The 15,375-nt window shown below is 56.7% G+C and carries 13 protein-coding genes, 1 tRNA gene and 1 pseudogene; 10 read left to right on the top strand and 5 right to left on the bottom strand.

Annotated features, from left to right (window positions below):
* The first annotated feature begins 187 nt into the window (after positions 1-187).
* Positions 188-520 carry a hypothetical protein gene (locus tag BM321_RS30570; protein ID WP_175534949.1) on the top strand — a complete coding sequence of 111 codons (333 nt, stop codon included), beginning with the start codon at positions 188-190 and terminating at the stop codon, positions 518-520.
* A 408-nt stretch (positions 521-928) separates the two neighbouring features.
* Here the strand turns inward: BM321_RS30570 and BM321_RS19875 are convergent, their stop codons facing one another.
* On the bottom strand, positions 929-1,264 hold the full coding sequence (locus BM321_RS19875) for a helix-turn-helix domain-containing protein (protein WP_256575017.1): 336 nt from the start codon (positions 1,262-1,264) through the stop codon (positions 929-931).
* A 114-nt stretch (positions 1,265-1,378) separates the two neighbouring features.
* On the opposite strand from BM321_RS19875, the pseudogene BM321_RS31030 reads away from it, so the two are divergent.
* The 6 genes and pseudogenes from BM321_RS31030 to BM321_RS19840 form a co-directional block, all read left to right on the top strand.
* A pseudogene (locus BM321_RS31030) lies at positions 1,379-1,570 on the top strand (DNA-binding protein); the annotation flags it as partial.
* A 43-nt stretch (positions 1,571-1,613) separates the two neighbouring features.
* The gene (locus BM321_RS19865; protein ID WP_092147229.1) at positions 1,614-1,901 is read left to right on the top strand and encodes an Ogr/Delta-like zinc finger protein; all 288 of its coding nucleotides are present in this window, start codon (positions 1,614-1,616) and stop codon (positions 1,899-1,901) included.
* A complete protein-coding gene (locus BM321_RS19860) occupies positions 1,902-2,141 on the top strand; it encodes a hypothetical protein (RefSeq protein WP_092444162.1) in 240 nt (79 codons plus the stop codon). It abuts the gene before it with no gap.
* A 69-nt stretch (positions 2,142-2,210) separates the two neighbouring features.
* A complete protein-coding gene (locus BM321_RS19855) occupies positions 2,211-4,931 on the top strand; it encodes a toprim domain-containing protein (protein WP_175534948.1) in 2,721 nt (906 codons plus the stop codon).
* A 63-nt stretch (positions 4,932-4,994) separates the two neighbouring features.
* Positions 4,995-5,333 carry a DUF7673 family protein gene (locus BM321_RS19850; protein WP_092444160.1) on the top strand — a complete coding sequence of 113 codons (339 nt, stop codon included), beginning with the start codon at positions 4,995-4,997 and terminating at the stop codon, positions 5,331-5,333.
* 577 nt (positions 5,334-5,910) lie between these two features.
* Positions 5,911-7,077 carry an Arm DNA-binding domain-containing protein gene (locus BM321_RS19840; RefSeq protein ID WP_092444158.1) on the top strand — a complete coding sequence of 389 codons (1,167 nt, stop codon included), beginning with the start codon at positions 5,911-5,913 and terminating at the stop codon, positions 7,075-7,077.
* Positions 7,078-7,206: 129 nt separating this feature from the next.
* Here the strand turns inward: BM321_RS19840 and BM321_RS19835 are convergent, their stop codons facing one another.
* Both BM321_RS19835 and BM321_RS19830 read right to left on the bottom strand, forming a co-directional pair.
* Positions 7,207-7,872, bottom strand: coding sequence for a hypothetical protein (locus tag BM321_RS19835; RefSeq protein ID WP_139230516.1), 666 nt, complete (start codon positions 7,870-7,872; stop codon positions 7,207-7,209).
* A gap of 1,159 nt (positions 7,873-9,031) precedes the next feature.
* Positions 9,032-9,121: transfer RNA gene (locus BM321_RS19830), tRNA-Ser, on the bottom strand.
* A 309-nt stretch (positions 9,122-9,430) separates the two neighbouring features.
* On the opposite strand from BM321_RS19830, the gene BM321_RS19825 reads away from it, so the two are divergent.
* The 3 genes from BM321_RS19825 (at position 9,431) to BM321_RS19815 (ending at position 12,217) form a co-directional block, all read left to right on the top strand.
* On the top strand, positions 9,431-10,120 hold the full coding sequence (locus BM321_RS19825; RefSeq protein WP_060741273.1) for a crotonase/enoyl-CoA hydratase family protein: 690 nt from the start codon (positions 9,431-9,433) through the stop codon (positions 10,118-10,120).
* A gap of 268 nt (positions 10,121-10,388) precedes the next feature.
* Complete coding sequence (locus BM321_RS19820) at positions 10,389-11,111, top strand: 1-acylglycerol-3-phosphate O-acyltransferase (RefSeq protein ID WP_092444155.1); 723 nt, start codon at positions 10,389-10,391, stop codon at positions 11,109-11,111.
* A 134-nt stretch (positions 11,112-11,245) separates the two neighbouring features.
* Positions 11,246-12,217, top strand: a complete 972-nt coding sequence (locus BM321_RS19815) for a magnesium and cobalt transport protein CorA (protein ID WP_092332423.1) — start codon at positions 11,246-11,248, stop codon at positions 12,215-12,217.
* Positions 12,218-12,392: 175 nt separating this feature from the next.
* On the opposite strand, the gene BM321_RS19805 is transcribed toward BM321_RS19815, so the two are convergent.
* Positions 12,393-13,127, bottom strand: a complete 735-nt coding sequence (locus BM321_RS19805; RefSeq protein ID WP_092332421.1) for an amidotransferase — start codon at positions 13,125-13,127, stop codon at positions 12,393-12,395.
* A gap of 97 nt (positions 13,128-13,224) precedes the next feature.
* Entirely contained in the window at positions 13,225-15,369 is a 2,145-nt protein-coding gene (locus tag BM321_RS19800) for a 3-hydroxyacyl-CoA dehydrogenase NAD-binding domain-containing protein (RefSeq protein WP_092444152.1), read from the bottom strand.
* Between the last annotated feature and the right edge of the window lie 6 nt (positions 15,370-15,375).

Here is a 15,375-nt window from a genome sequence, read left to right as displayed (position 1 = left end):
CGTACCCCAACCCTTTGTGGATGGCTTTGAGCTGATGGTTACAACCCGTCAAAAACGTCCACACTTGACGTAAACACAGGTCAAATCTCTCCCAAATACTCCTTTAAAAAGAGGCTAGTGCGATAAGGTCCAATGGGTTTTAGACCTGTAGTTGGGCTCATAATCCTTTGGTCCACGCTTCGAGTCCGTGTGGGCCCACCATCTTGAAAGCCGCGCATTGCGCGGCTTTTTCGTGAGACGGCCAAAACTGCCTCTACAGAGAAAACCCTATGGGCAGAAAAAACAAGATGTTGAACAACCGAGGATGACCAATGGCCATGTAGCAATTGGAATTCAGTACGATATGGCACTGGCTTTCGTGAAGGCCAATCCTGATCTATCTACCGAGCAGATCATTCAACTGGCAGCAGTAGGCTCCATGATCCAGTTCGATGCAGTGATTGATCAACACTACCCGGGGAAAAGCGCACCTGAAATAACGTCAAAGCTCCGTAACGTCCGTCTTGGAGAAGCACGGTGATTTTTGAGCGGCACTAGGATGCCGCATAGCCGTAGGTAGAGGGTCTCTGCCCAGCCGAGATCCTCTACCTTGCCAGCTTCAACTACAACAAACTCATCAGCTAAATTACAACCTTTCTCAGGCCCCTGCGATATTTGAGATCATGGAGCGCACGCAAGCGTCCTTGCAACGTGCCTTATATAACCCCGATCTGTATCAGACAACTCCCTGTACCATGTAAGAAGATTCCACTCATCTCGTGTCAGCTCAGAATTTTCGCGGTCGCTCTTCTCCACGCCAATGTTCTTTTTCTCATCCTGATCCAACATGCCCACTACTCCATTAAGTGCATTGCGTGCGCAACGTTACTTAGCCGTGTGGGAAATCAAAACCGAAATCCATCGTAACTAATCGTTTAAATACGACTAGTTATTTCTCGGGACGGGAAAGGCCGGGAGCTACAGCCATCGCACTGATGATGCGATGCACAGCTTTTTGGTCATAGTCAGACAGCGTTCTGAACTGGTGCAGCAGCACTTCTTCGGCCTCGTTCAAGCCTTCGAGCGCAGGTTGCGTCCGCCTTCCAGTTAAGACGTACTGCACATCGACGCCGGCCTTGAGTACCGCCGTAAGGTAGACGGAATCAGGGTTTCGCTCGCCTTTTTCATAGCTGCCCTGGGTATTGCGGGTGATGCCACCCAGTTGCGCGAAGGCCTCCTGGTTGAGCCCCAGCCGCGTCCGTTCTTCACGCAAGCGTTCACCCACGCCAACGTCCATGTCATTTTCAGATGCACAACTTTTCAAACTTTCACCCTTCACAGGCACAAATCTTTGGGCATAATTGCACCAAATCAACACGGATGCCCACGAATGGACACTATGCCCGCCCCTCTCACACCCGAGCAAGCCCGAGCGGTGCTTGATCGAAAAGGTATCAGCATCGCGGAGTTCTCTCGTCAGAACTCGCTGAACAGCAACCTGGTCAGCGACCTGCTGAATGGTCGGAAGAAAGGACGCCGCGGCGAAGCCCATCGGGCTGCGGTGTTATTGGGTATCAAGTTCGGCATTGTGCCGACAATCATCACTTCATCAGCCCCCGCGCAAGGACGCCGCCGTGAGCACTTACAAATTGGTCTGCCCCCATTGCCAATCACGGATGCGCATCCGCACCAGTGAGGGCACACATATTTTTCTTCGCATTGCTTACTTGCAATGCACTAACGAGGCTTGCGGTTGGTCTGTTCGCGCCGAGTTTGAAATGACACACGAGATGAGCCCCAGCGGGATGGCCAACCCGTCGGTCAAGTTGCCTTTGGCAGATGTTGCGCTACGTCGTGAGGCGATGACAACGAACGTCGCTCAACTCGAACTATTACCCCCACTCAAGGATGGAGCGGACTGAATGAACGATACCCAGCCTATTTCGCTTGATTACCGCAGCAGCATGCAACAGGCCGCCCTTGCCTATCTGGCTCGCCACCAAGCAGAACATCTTACCGATGGAGATCAGTTGTTCAAAAACTGTATCCGCCATCTGATCGTTGCACTTGAGGTGCCGTCCGGCATTGCGATGAAACTGGTGCAGTTAGCCTGGACTGAGCATCACGCGGCGTCCGGCCTCGACCACCCTACTTCGCTCTAAACCTTAATCATTGACTCAACCCTACTCGACCGTAGGGCTGGGTTTGTATTGCCCATCAGTTGGTGCGACATGGAACAGTCAGAAACGCTACGGGCTGAAGTGCTTCAACGGCTCAAGGACGATTATGGATTCAAGGCGCGGCACAGCGACGTCTATTGGCGCGGCGGCAAGTGCCCAGCTTGTGGACAAAAAGAGCTTTATACCCAGGTTTCAAAACCGTGGCTGATCATTTGCGGACGCGAAAGCAAATGTGCGAAGCGCTGGCACGTTAAGGAATTGTATGAGGATCTGTTCGATGACTGGAGCCGGCGAGCGCCCTCTTGCGATCAATATCCCACCGCCACAGCTCGAGCCTATCTGGAGTTTGCCCGTGGGTTTCGGCTTGAGCTGATTCAGGGCTGGTTTAGCCAAGAGTCCTACTATTGCCGAGAGCTGAACGAAGGCAGCACTACGGTCCGCTTCGCTCTGGATAAAGGGGGGTATTGGGAACGGTTGATCGATCGCCCGCATCGCTTCGGCAAGATGAAAGCTCGGTTCAAGCCTGGCGATAGTCCTCGCGGCGTTTGGTGGTGTCCGCCTTGCGTCGAGTTGCTGGACGTCGCCGAGCTGTGGATTGTCGAGGGGATCTTCGACGCTGTCGCTCTGGTGCATAACGGCATTGCAGCGGTGTCGTCTATGTCGTCCAACGCGTTTCCCGAAGAATCGTTGAGAGAGCTGGCACGACTGCGCGGCGGCAAGTTGCCCAAGTTGGTCTGGGCCCTGGACAACGAGCCAGGTGCACATAAATACACCAGACAATGGGTACGACAGGCCCGCGCCCTGGGCTATGAATGTGAAGCAGCGCAAATCCCTCAGCCTGACAGCCGCAAGGTCGATTGGAATGACCTGCATCAACGCTGGGCCTTTATAGATGACGAGCCCCAGCGCACCGAGCAAATTAAAAGAGACTTGGCTACCGCCCGCTATCACGGCTCGCTTCTGATCGCCGAAAGCGCGACCGAGAAAGGCGTGCTGATGTACGAATGGCGCGAGCGCTATGAGTTTCACTTCGAGTTCGAGAGCCGGCTGTACTGGTTCAAGATGGACCTGGAGAAGTTCAACAAGGCCATGCAGGCGTTGGAGTCTTCGGAGCGCCACGAAGACCAGTTGCTTAACGATAAGCAACGTCGTGACAAGGCACTGCGCCAATGTGGTGGTGTTGTCGAAATCGCCAACTGCTACCCTCAGGCGCTGTACTTCCAGCGCAACGAAGTAACTGACGAGTCCTGGTACTACTTCCGCGTGGACTTTCCGCACGACGGCGGCAGCGTAAAAAACACCTTCACGGGCGGTCAGGTCGCCGCCGCCAGCGAATTCAAGAAGCGCCTGCTCAGCATGGCTGCCGGCGCGGTGTTCACGGGCAGCGGGCAGCAACTCGACAAGATCATGAAGGACCAGCTCTATGGGCTGAAAACTGTAGCGACCATCGATTATGTGGGCTACAGCAAGGAGCATGGGGCCTATGTGTTCGGCGACATTGCCGTGCGCAATGGCATCGTCAGCCAGGTCAACAAAGAAGACTTTTTTGAGTTCGACAAGCTGCGACTCAAGACGCTGCAGAAGTCGATTGCGATGCATATCCAGCGTGACGCCAAGCAGTACCGCAACGACTGGTTGCCCATGCTTTGGACATGTTTCGGCGCCAAGGGAATCGTTGCACTGGCGTTCTGGTTTGGCTCGTTGTTCGCCGAACAGATTCGCGCACAGTACAAGTCGTTTCCCTTTCTGGAAGTGACGGGCGAGGCCGGTGCCGGCAAGACAACGCTGCTGACTTTTCTCTGGAAGCTCCTGGGCCGAGAACACGAAGGTTTCGACCCTTCGAAATCAACACGTGCAGGCCGCCAGCGGGCCATGGGCCAAGTTTCCAACATGCCGGTGGTGTTGATCGAGGGCGACCGCAACGAGCCGGACAAGGCGCATGCCAAGGGCTTTGACTGGGACGAGCTGAAAGACTTCTTTGGCGGCGGCACCCTCGGCACTCGGGGGATGAAAACCAGTGGTAACGAAACCTACGAGCCACCGTTTCGAGGTGTCGTCGCCATCAGCCAGAACGCCGACGTCAGCGCGTCGGAGGCGATCTTGACCCGGATTATCAAAACTCACTTTGCTCGCCCTGCGGTGACCACCGAGAGCCGTGCCGCCGCGGATAACCTGAACTTGATCCCGGTGGAACAGCTCAGCCACTTCCTGCTGATGGCTGTGCGGGCCGAAGCCCAGGTCATGGCGAAGTTTGCCGGGCGCGTGGCGGTACATGAACAGCGTCTGCGCCAACTGAAGGAGATCCGTGTGGAGCGGATCATCAAGAACCATAGCCAGATCATGGCGCTGGTGGACTGCCTTTGTTTGATTTGTCCGCTGGATGAAAACCAGCGTGTCACTACCCATCAAGCCCTCACCAGCATGGCCCTGGAACGTCAGGCGGCGATCAGCGCTGACCATCCTTTGGTTGCCGAATTTTGGGACGTTTACGAGTACCTGGAAAGCCTCGGCGAAGGGCCGCAGGTCAATCACAGCGTCGACCCTAAACTCATCGCCATCAACCTCAACGACTTCGCCGAAAAAGCCAGCGATCACCGACAGAACCTCGCGGATCTCAAGACCCTGCGCACGCTGTTGGTCAATAGCCGCAGCCGCAAGCTGCTTGAGGTGAACAAGGCCACTTACAGCGCCGTCCGAGCGGCCCAGGCAGCCAATAACACGATGGCTAGGAAATCCACCACCGTGCGTTGCTGGACCTTCCAGAACGCCTAAGCAACACCGCTTGTAACCACCACCAGGCGGGCAACGCCTGGACAACATCAAAGGAGCAACGCCATGTCACCAGATCGAGTCATAGAAGCGTTTGACGAAATTTTTCGATACGAGAGAGCTCTTCCTGCTATTCGCCTGGCAGGTATTAAGGCGCTACACCGATTGATGCCTGTCGCTCAAGGTCACTCGGGACAGAGTGGCGTCATAGGCCGATTCTTGCTCGGGCTTTACAACGGCCAGGACTACCCCTTCGACATGACCGAACTGCGTCGGCTCGATGCGGCTCTTTTCGATGACTGCATCACCGTCTTGCGGCTCGATAACACGACCGAACGAGAGGTGCATCGGTACTTCGAGAATGGCGATGCGATTTGGGAGGAGTTGCGGAATCGATGGGCATGAAGACTGGAACGAAGTCGTAGCGATCATCACGCAATACCAGGCCAAGGCCTGAAAGATGGTGTCGAGGAGAGCCAACTCCCCGACACCGACCACCACTAAGGAGCAGCACCATGCAAGCACGGAACCTAAGCAGCAGCGCCGGGGAGACTAGCACGAACGCGCTGAAACCCGATGATGACCTTTCCTACGTCGCCCGAACCACGGCAGGCGGTATCGCTGTATTTCATGACTCCCGAAGCGTCGGTTTCAAGGAGTTGGCGCGATGAACAATGGCAAATCCTTTCCTTGGAATCTCGACCTGACGGGGTTCTGCGACCAATGCGGGAAATACCGCGCCCACGGCAACCACTACAAGTGCAGTAAGACCCGACAGGCCATTAACGAGCGACGTCGGGCCGAAGAAGCTCTGTCAGGAAAAGCTTCGAGGCCCAAAAGAGGTGCCAGCTTGTTCTGGTTACTCCGTCAGGACTGATCGAAAGCGCTCAGTTGAAAAACAACGCAGCACAGAAGGCCAGGGACGGCCTTCCCTCCCACCGGGTTCTAGTGGGGGTTATTCATACATTGCATGGAGACGCACATGGCAAATGGCGTAGAGGCCCGCGGAAATTCGGTACGGGTCTATTTTCGTTTTAATGGCGAGTTGTGCCGGGAGCTTGTGCCCGGCGGCAATACGGCGGCAAACCGGGAGCATGCGGCGCGCCTGGTAAACATCATCGAATACGAGATACAGGCCGGCACCTTCAACTACAGCCGGCACTTTCCCAACTCGTCCAAACTGGTCGAAAACACGTTCGGCCATTACTTGGATCTTTGGCTGAAAATCAAGAGCAATAGCGTTGCGGCCACGTCGTACCGGGGATATGCCAACAAGGCAGAGGTGCATGTCCGGCCGCGTTGGGGCAAGGTACAGATCGACCAGATCGATCATCTGGATTTGCAAGAATGGGTGCAGGACACGCTATCGAAGAGACTTAAAAACAAGACCATCCGCGACATCATTAGCAATGTTCGCCAGGTCTTCAGGCTGTATCGCACCCGCAAGAAGGTCGCTCACGATCCGACTGAAGGGCTGTTCGTCCGCCTGCCCGATCCTGAAGCCCCGGACCCGTTCACCAGGGCGGAAATCAAACAGATCCTCGAAACGCCGACCAAGCGCATACAAGAGCTGCTGATGGTGCAATTCATGATATGGGCGGGGCCACGAGTGTCTGAAACAATTGCCCTGGCCTGGGAAGATGTCGATCTTGACCAAGGGACAGTGACCTTCCGCCGATCCAAGGTACGGGGAGCGTACCGGGTGACGAAAACCCGGCGCTCGACGCGAAAGGTACGGCTACTGGAGCCGGCATGGGATGCACTGCGCAAGATTGACGCGATCAACCAGGACAAGAAAGCGGAGATGGTCGATATCGTTGAGCGGGATAACAAGACAGTGCGGCAACACAAACTGCACTTCGTCTTCCTGAATAGCAAAAGCGGCCTGCCACACGTCAGTGACTTCGTGGTGCGGGATCGGTTTTTTAAGGCTCACTTGAACGCAGCCGCGGTTCGATATCGCGGGCCGGGGCAATGTCGGCATACCTACGCTAGCCAGTTGCTGACCACGGGCGTGGCCTCCATCGACTGGATAGCCGAGCAGATGGGGCATACCAATGGGAACATGATCCGCCAGCATTACGGGACCTGGATCAACGAGGACGGCCCGGACGTCATCGGGATGCTGCAACATGCGCTGAATCTATAGCCTATCACTCAGGGAGTTTGGGGCCGAAATCCTGAGCGACGTGAGCGATGAAATTTGCTACTCAACCCGTAGCGGATGTCTAAAGCATCATGACAGCGACCGGACACACAAAGACTCGGCTCAAAGCGATCAAAACTTAGGCATAGAAATCGTCACTGAAGGAATAACTCTACTGATCGCCTTACCGGCTTTAACAAGGTCATTGTTTTCTCCAAGACCGTTTCGCATATCCCCAAGTGCAGTATTAAACGCCTTCACCATTTCATGGTTAGGCCCTGGCATTAATACGTTGTCCTTGTATAGCTTGAAGGCTTTGTATACCTCACTATTCTCACCAAGCGCTGTCCTCATCGTTCCATCAATATTATCGACGAATTTGCGAATGTCATTGTTCGGGCCAAAACATCCGTCTGCAGTTGCTATACCGTACTCCCAGCACTTATCTACCTCTCTGGCTAGTAGTTGCCCACCCGCACAGATTAGGAATAGTTTTGGGACACCCCCCGTTTTAACAGCACAGGACACTGCAATCTGCTGTTCCGGCGTGAGGTCCTTAGCCAAACCGCAGGCCGCAGCAGCTCCAAAATCGGTTTTATTTTTTTTCAAGCACTTTGCGTAATAGAGCTCATTTTTGCCTAAAAACTCCTTGCCGGCACATAACGCTATGTCGTCCTTAGTGTCATATTGCTTACTGCACTCCTGTATTTTTTTCATTTTTTTGTATGCGGCTTCTAGGTCAGGTTTTCCGATACTGCAAACTGTTGCAGCCCCAGAATCGTCCTGGTGTAGATCCATACACTCTGCCGTCGTACGGTAAGCACGGGGCAAAGCTCGGTTCACTAGACACTGGTACATTTCGTCTTCATCTGCGGCTTCATTACGGCACTCTTCGGCAACCTCCAAGTTCGGAATAGGAGGTCTTGCCATGGCGATTGTTGCGTCAAACTGTCCACTAGCCCCGCTTGACACTGGTAACGCAATTTGCACGTTTGGCTTCCAGCCGAAACCGTTAATCTCCCCCCGTGGCAATCGTACAGATATTGGCGGTGCGGGTATCGGCCCCGACAGAGGTGAGCACGCCAACGTGGTCGGACCTCCGCAGCGTTGTGGGAATGCGCATGCTGGGAATGACGGCGCCCCACAACCTAGTGCTACGAAGAATGGCGCAGGAGGATAACCAGGCGGTGGAGGACAAGGAATTGTATTGGGGAACCCGCATGGACTAGGCAGAGGGCAAAACGGCAAACCCATCGTGCCGCAGAATGGAGCTCCAAGCGGGAGCGTTGGAGATAGAGAAGGCATCGCCCGGATACCCGGCTCATCAAAACAATCGCCTCCGGTCATGCATGACTCGAACACTGCCGTGGGCACAAATAACCCACTGCACTGTTGCATCAACCATTGATTGACCGCTCCAGCTCCCCAGCAACCAGCAATAACCTGCCGCTTTCCAGCGACAGATTCACTTGCAGGTAAGCCCAAAATGCTCACGAGAAAAATGGCGATGATTGCTCGTTTCATGGTGAAGCCATCCCTTCCAGAGATGCGTGGTAGTGATGGGTATAGACGGCATAAAAGCACTTAGCAAATAAGAGCAGTCCGCAGTGTTACACGACTGAAACAGTTACCTGAGAGCACACCGCTTTACAACTTCAAACTTGCTCAATCTTCTGATGGATTGCGATCAGATCAGGTATGTGGCCAAGACAGTGGTCTGTGAAAAATTCACGAGCCTTGTTGATGCGATACCTATCAAATAGGCAGTGCATGGATGATTCTGCGACTTAACAATGAGAGAGACGAATGGTCTAGAAGAGACCCATCGAGAAAGCTCGCAAGGTCAACGGAGCTCCCCGCATTCCCATATCATTCCCATATCGCCCTTTTCCAGACGCCAAAAACCACAAACCCCCGACTTTCTCTAGGAAAATCAGGGGCTTGTGTTTGCAGAATGTGGCGGTGAAGGAGAGATTCGAACTCTCGATACAGTTTCCTGTATACACACTTTCCAGGCGTGCTCCTTAAGCCACTCGGACACTTCACCGTATCTCGGCAAAACTGTTCAGTCTGTCGAGGCGCGCTAATGTAGTCGAAAGCTTTTCCGATGGCAAAGGTTTTTTTCAGAATTTTCATGCGGTTAAGCTTGGTTGAGCATTTCAAACGCGTCTGGGCAGGGCAAACCGGCCAATCTTCGGGGCTGTACAGGCAAGGCTCTATAGATGGAGGCTTGGCGGGATGGGCGGGCCGGGCTGTTTATGGGGCCTGGGGCTGACCGGTGAGTCAGTCACGGTGCTTTACCTGGCCTGCGGCGGTGGGTAACGTCTGCGACACTTCTCTTACAAGGAATAGCGTCATGAGCGACTTGATTGCTTACCATCTCGAAGACGGTATCGCGACCCTGACCTTGAACAACGGCAAGGTCAATGCCATCTCGCCGGATGTGATTGCCGCGTTCAACGCTGCGCTGGACCAGGCGACGGCGGATCGGGCGGTGGTGATCATTACCGGGCAACCGGGAATTCTGTCGGGTGGCTACGATTTGAAAGTGATGACCGCCGGTCCCAAGGAAGCGGTAAGCCTGGTCACGGCCGGCTCGACGCTGGCCCGTCGCCTGTTGTCGCACCCCTTCCCTGTCGTTGTCGCTTGCCCGGGGCATGCGGTGGCCAAAGGTGCGTTCCTGCTGTTGTCGGCGGATTACCGCATTGGTGTGGAGGGGCCGTTCAGCATTGGCCTGAACGAAGTGCAGATCGGCATGACCATGCACCACGCCGGTATCGAGCTGGCGCGTGATCGCCTGCGCAAGTCGGCGTTTCACCGCTCGGTGATCAATGCCGAGATGTTCAATCCCCAGAGCGCTGTGGATGCGGGTTTCCTCGACAAGGTGGTTTCGGCCGAGGAACTGCAAGGCGCAGCCCTGGAAGCAGCGCGTCAGTTGAAGAAAATCAACATGTCCGCCCACAAGAACACCAAGCTGAAAGTTCGCAAGGCCCTGCTGGAGACGCTGGACACTGCGATTTTGCTGGATCAGGAGCATATGGGCTGACGCTTGTAGGCGCTGTCGAGCGGAGCGAGTCAGCGCCTACGAGCCCGGCGGGAGCAAGCGCCCTCGTCACAGATGTCCCCCTCCCCTAGAGCGGGGCTTTTTCCTACGCGCGCCGTTTAAAAGTCCGCAACCGCTCTAGGCCGCTTCCGTCACGCAATGTGGAAACATGCGCTTAAACATCGTCCATTTCCTACCTCTATAGGGGCAATTGCCGAAAACAGTGCACATCCGTACACTGCGCCACCTTTTGTCCCGATGGGGCCTGTAGATGCTGTTTGTATTGCGTATGTTGTTGATGGGCCTGCACTTTGTCCTGGCGGGTGTGCTCGGAGTGATTCTGGGCCTGTGCAGACCGTTCAATCCGGACAACAGCCGTTTATGCGCAAGGCTGTACGCTTTGCCGGCCATGTGCATCTTGCGCCTGCGGGTCCGGGCGCAGGTCGACACCCTAGTGGATAAGCCCAACGGCTGCGTGATCATCGCCAACCATCAATCCAACTATGACTTGTTCATGTTCGGCAACGTAGTGCCGCGCCGCACTGTGTGCATCGGCAAGAAGAGCCTGAAATGGGTGCCGCTGTTCGGGCAGTTGTTCTGGCTGGCGGGCAATGTGTTGATCGACCGTAGCAACGCGATCAAGGCACGACGGTCGATGCTAACCACCACCCATACGCTGCAACACGAGGACACCTCGATCTGGGTCTTTCCGGAAGGCACACGGAATCTGGGCGAGGATCTGCTGCCTTTCAAGAAAGGCGCATTCCAGATGGCAATCGCCGCCGGCGTCCCGATTATTCCGGTGTGCGCCAGCAGCTACATCAAGCACATGCGCCTCGATCGCTGGCGCAGTGGTGACATCCTCATACGCTCGTTGCCGGCGATTCCTACGGCCGGATTGAGCATGGATGACATGCCCCGGCTCATCGCCCAATGCCGTGAGCAGATGCGCGAATGCATCGCGGCAATGGACCGGCAGTTGCAAACTGCTTAATGGAAAGCCCGCCCCTCGGCGGGTTTTCTTTTGCCGCCGAACTCCGCAGATTTTGCTGACTCTCAGGCTACAGGGCGCGCTAAGCTGAGCGTTGCCTGCCACTGCCATTTTCCAATAAGAAGTGAACCACCATTATGGGTAGAGTCGTTGCTGCTGCGGTTTACAGCGCCGGTAAGAAAGTCACCAATATCACCCTCGACGAAGGCAGTGCCTGGGCTGCCAAACCTGGTCATTTTGTGTGGATCGGTCTCGAAGAGCCCAGCGCCCTGGAGCTGACCAACCTGCAGCGTCAATTCAACCTGCACGAATTGGCCATCGAAGACGCCATGGAGAAACACAGCCGGCCCAAGCTGGAGACCTTTGGCGATGCGCTGTTCATCGTCACGTATTCGCCGATACGCAAGGACGGCAAGCTGCAGTTTATCGAAACCCATATCTTTGCCGGCAAGGGCTACATCATCACCGCTCGCAACGGTCATTCAGCCTCCTACGCCCACGTCCGACAGCGCTGTGAGGCTCGTCCTATTCTGCTGGAGCATGGCGAAGATTTCGTGCTCTACGCGATCCTCGATTTCGTGATCGAAAACTACCTACCGGTGGGTGAAGCCATTCACGCCGAGATCGATGAGCTGGAGCGCAACGTGCTGTGCAGCGCTCTGAATGAGCGAGACATCCAGAACCTGCACAGCTTGCGCCGCGATGTATTGCGCTTGCGTCGTTACGCGGCGCCCATGGTGGAGATTAGCGAGGAGCTGCAGCGGCTGGACTTCCCCTTTATCGACAAGAACATGGGGCCGTACTTCCGCGACGTGCAGATCCACGTCACGCGGCAAATGGAAGACTTGGCCACCCTGGCGGACATTGCCAGCCAGACCATTGAAGTCGGGGTGCTGCTGGAAGCCTCACGCCAGAGCGTGGTGCAGCGAAAATTTGCAGCGTGGGCGGCGATTCTGGCATTCCCCACCGCGGTGGCCGGGATCTACGGGATGAACTTCGAGAACATGCCGGAGTTGACCTGGCACTATGGCTACTTCCTGGTGCTCGGATTCATCGGGATTGGATGTACGGCTTTGTGGGCGAGTTTCAAGCGGTCGGGTTGGCTGTAGGCCTGTTCTCCTGGGGGAGCTGCGCGGCCTGCATCGCGAGCAGGTTCGCTCCCCACCGCTCATCCCCTGTGGGAGCGAGCTTGCTCGCGATGACAGCGGCACATCCGCCATCAATGCCAAACTGATCCACCGCTATCGCGAGCAGGCTCGCTCCCACATTGGAGAGGGGTGATCGTTAGCCTTGGGTGGTTTCGGCCTGCGGCTTGTGTGCGACGAAACGCATCATCCACTCCGCCACCGTGGTGCCGTGATGCTCGTGGGCCAGGCTCGCCATGCCCTGGCTGTAGATCTGCTCGCCGAGGTGTTGCTGACGAATCTCCAGCAAGGCCCGGGAATAATCGTGGATGAACTCCGGGTGGCCCTGGAAGCACAGTACCTGGTCGTTGATGTGATAGGCAGCGAACGGGCAGAAATCGCTGGAGGCGATGACCGTCGCGCTTTCGGGCAGTTGGGTGACCTGGTCCTGATGGCTGATCAGCAAGGTCAGCTCTTCCATCACCGGACTCATCCACGGCGCCTTGGCGGCGAGTTTGTAGCGATGGGTGCCGACGCCCCAGCCTTGGGTGGCGCGTTCGGTCTTGCCGCCCAGCAACAACGCCAACAGCTGATGGCCAAAGCACACACCGAGCAATTTATCGCCCCGCTGGTAGCGCTCCAGCAGGTAGGTCTTGAGGGTTTGAATCCAAGGGTCGGTGCCGAAGGAGTCAGCCTTGCTGCCCGTCACCAGATAAGCGTCGAACTGCTCATCATCGCTGGGGTAATACCCCTCCATCACGTTGTACACGATGAATTCGGCCGCGATGGGCTGCTGTGAAAACAGGCGCTGGAACATCTGCCCGTAACCCTGATATTGGTCGACCAGTTCCGGACGCAGGATATCGGTTTCCAGAATGCAGATGCGTAGCGACATAAAAAATACCTGACACGATGATGGGAATATTGCACACCCCAGAGCCTGCCCTGAAACACGGTTCCAAGGCAAGCCCCTTCCCCCCGGTCTGTGTCTGTCAGAACAGTTCGTGCCGGGCGGCTTTCTCCAGCAACAAGGCCGGCGGTGAGAAACGCTCGCCGTATTGCTCGGCCAGGTACTGGGCGCGACCGACAAAGTCCTGCAGGCCATATTGGTTGATGAACTGCAACGCACCGCCGGTCCAGGCCGCGAAACCAATGCCAAAGATCGAGCCGATGTTGGCATCGGCCGTCGACGTCAGCACCCCCTCCTCCACGCAGCGCACGGTCTCCAAGGCCTGGATGAACAGCAGGCGATCACGGATATCCTGGGGCGAAATCTGCCCATCGGCTTGCTCGAAGCGGCTCTTCAGCTGCGGCCACAGGTACTTCTGCCCGTTGGCCGGGTATTCATAAAAACCGGCGCCGGCGGCCTTGCCCGGTCGCTTGTATTCGTTGAGCAGCAAGTCAATCACGGCGAATGCCGGGTGCTCAATCGGCGTTTTCCCTTCTGCGTGCAGGTCCTTGGCGGTTTGCGCGCGGATATGGCTCATCAGGCTGAGGGAAACTTCGTCAGAGATCGCCAGAGGCCCGACCGGCATCCCGGCCTTGCGCGCTTCGGTCTCGATCATCGGTGCATTCACGCCCTCGCCGAGCATGGCGATGCCCTCATTGGTAAAGGTACCGAACACCCGCGACGTGAAGAAACCGCGACTGTCGTTGACCACAATCGGCGTCTTGTTGATCTGCAGGACAAAATCGAAACCCCGAGCCAGGGTGGCGTCACTGGTACGCGCGCCCTTGATGATCTCCACCAAGGGCATTTTTTCCACCGGGCTGAAGAAGTGCAGGCCGATGAACTTCGTCGGGTCCGGCACGGCCATGGCCAGGCCGGTGATGGGCAAGGTCGAGGTGTTGGAAGCGATCACCGCGTCGTCGCCCGCCACCGCCTGGGCCGCAGTCGACACGCTGGCTTTCAGAGCGCGATCTTCAAACACCGCTTCGATGATCAAGTCGCAACCGGCCAGGTCAGCATTGCTGTCGGTGGCTTGAATCCGCGCCAGCGTGGCGTCGCGCTGCTCGGCCGTGAGTTGACCACGGCCGACCTTTTTATCCAGCAACGCCGCCGAGCGGGCCTTGCCCTTCTCGGCTGCCGCCAGGTCGACGTCCTTGAGGACCACGGCAATGCCGGCCACGGCGCTGACATAGGCGATTCCCGCCCCCATCATGCCTGCACCGAGCACACCGACTTTTTTTGTCAGATAAGGCGCCACACCTTGTGGGCGAGAGCCACCGGCCTTGATCTCGTTGAGCTGGAACCAGAGGGTGCCGATCAGGTTCTTCGCCACTTGGCCGGTGGTCAGTTCGGTAAAGTAGCGGGTTTCGATCAGGTGCGCGGTGTCGAAATCCACCTGGGCGCCCTCCACCGCCGCGCAGAGGATTTTCTCCGGTGCCGGCAGGCAGCCCTGGGTCTTGTTGCGCAGGATCGAGGGGGCGATTGCCAGCATTTGCGCGACTTTCGGGTCGGACGGCGTGCCGCCCGGGAGCCGATAGCCCTTTGCGTCCCAGGGTTGCACGACGTTGGGGTTGGCCAGAATCCAGGCCCGGGACTTGGCCAGCAGTTCCTCACGATCCTTGGCCAGCTCGTCGATCAATCCGGCCTGCAGCGCTTGTTGTGCATTGACCTTCTTACCTTCGAGCAGATACGGCAGGGCCTTTTCCAAACCGAGCAGGCGCACCATCCGCACCACCCCACCGCCCCCCGGCAGCAGCCCGAGAGTGACCTCCGGCAAGCCAAGCTGCACCGATGGCTGCTCCAGCGCCACGCGATGATGACAAGCCAGGCAGATCTCCCAACCACCGCCGAGGGCCGCACCATTGATGGCTGCCACCACGGGCTTGCCCAGGGTCTCCAAGGCCCGCAGTTGCGCTTTAAGCAGCAGGACCATGTCGTAGAATGCCTTGGCCTCGGGCTTGCCGACCTTGACCAGTTCATTGAGATCACCACCGGCGAAGAACGTCTGCTTGGCCGAAGTGATGATCACACCGGCAATCGAGTCCTTTTCAGCCTTCAAACGGGTAACGCAAGCGGCCATGGCCTCGCGGTAGCGTGCATTCATGGTGTTGGCGCTCTGGCCCGGCATGTCCAGGGTCAGGACGACGATCCGGTCCTGGCCGGTTTCGTAACGGATGGCAGCGGTCATGAAAAA

The sequence above is a fragment of the Pseudomonas sp. NFIX10 genome, assembly GCF_900111955.1.
GTDB classification, from domain to species: Bacteria; Pseudomonadota; Gammaproteobacteria; order Pseudomonadales; family Pseudomonadaceae; genus Aquipseudomonas; species Aquipseudomonas fluorescens_AA.
This window is presented reverse-complemented; position numbering and strand designations above follow the sequence as displayed.

Bases quoted from the DNA above. Each gene is read 5' to 3' on its own strand.
- BM321_RS19850 (WP_092444160.1), top strand. From the start codon at position 4,995: ATGTCACCAGATCGAGTCATAGAAGCGTTTGACGAAATTTTTCGATAC.
- BM321_RS19860 (WP_092444162.1), top strand. From the start codon at position 1,902: ATGAACGATACCCAGCCTATTTCGCTTGATTACCGCAGCAGCATGCAA.
- BM321_RS19800 (WP_092444152.1), bottom strand. From the start codon at position 15,369: ATGACCGCTGCCATCCGTTACGAAACCGGCCAGGACCGGATCGTCGTC.
- BM321_RS19855 (WP_175534948.1), top strand. From the start codon at position 2,211: ATGGAACAGTCAGAAACGCTACGGGCTGAAGTGCTTCAACGGCTCAAG.
- BM321_RS19825 (WP_060741273.1), top strand. From the start codon at position 9,431: ATGAGCGACTTGATTGCTTACCATCTCGAAGACGGTATCGCGACCCTG.
- BM321_RS19805 (WP_092332421.1), bottom strand. From the start codon at position 13,127: ATGTCGCTACGCATCTGCATTCTGGAAACCGATATCCTGCGTCCGGAA.
- BM321_RS19820 (WP_092444155.1), top strand. From the start codon at position 10,389: ATGCTGTTTGTATTGCGTATGTTGTTGATGGGCCTGCACTTTGTCCTG.
- BM321_RS19815 (WP_092332423.1), top strand. From the start codon at position 11,246: ATGGGTAGAGTCGTTGCTGCTGCGGTTTACAGCGCCGGTAAGAAAGTC.
- BM321_RS19835 (WP_139230516.1), bottom strand. From the start codon at position 7,872: ATGGATCTACACCAGGACGATTCTGGGGCTGCAACAGTTTGCAGTATC.
- BM321_RS19840 (WP_092444158.1), top strand. From the start codon at position 5,911: ATGGCAAATGGCGTAGAGGCCCGCGGAAATTCGGTACGGGTCTATTTT.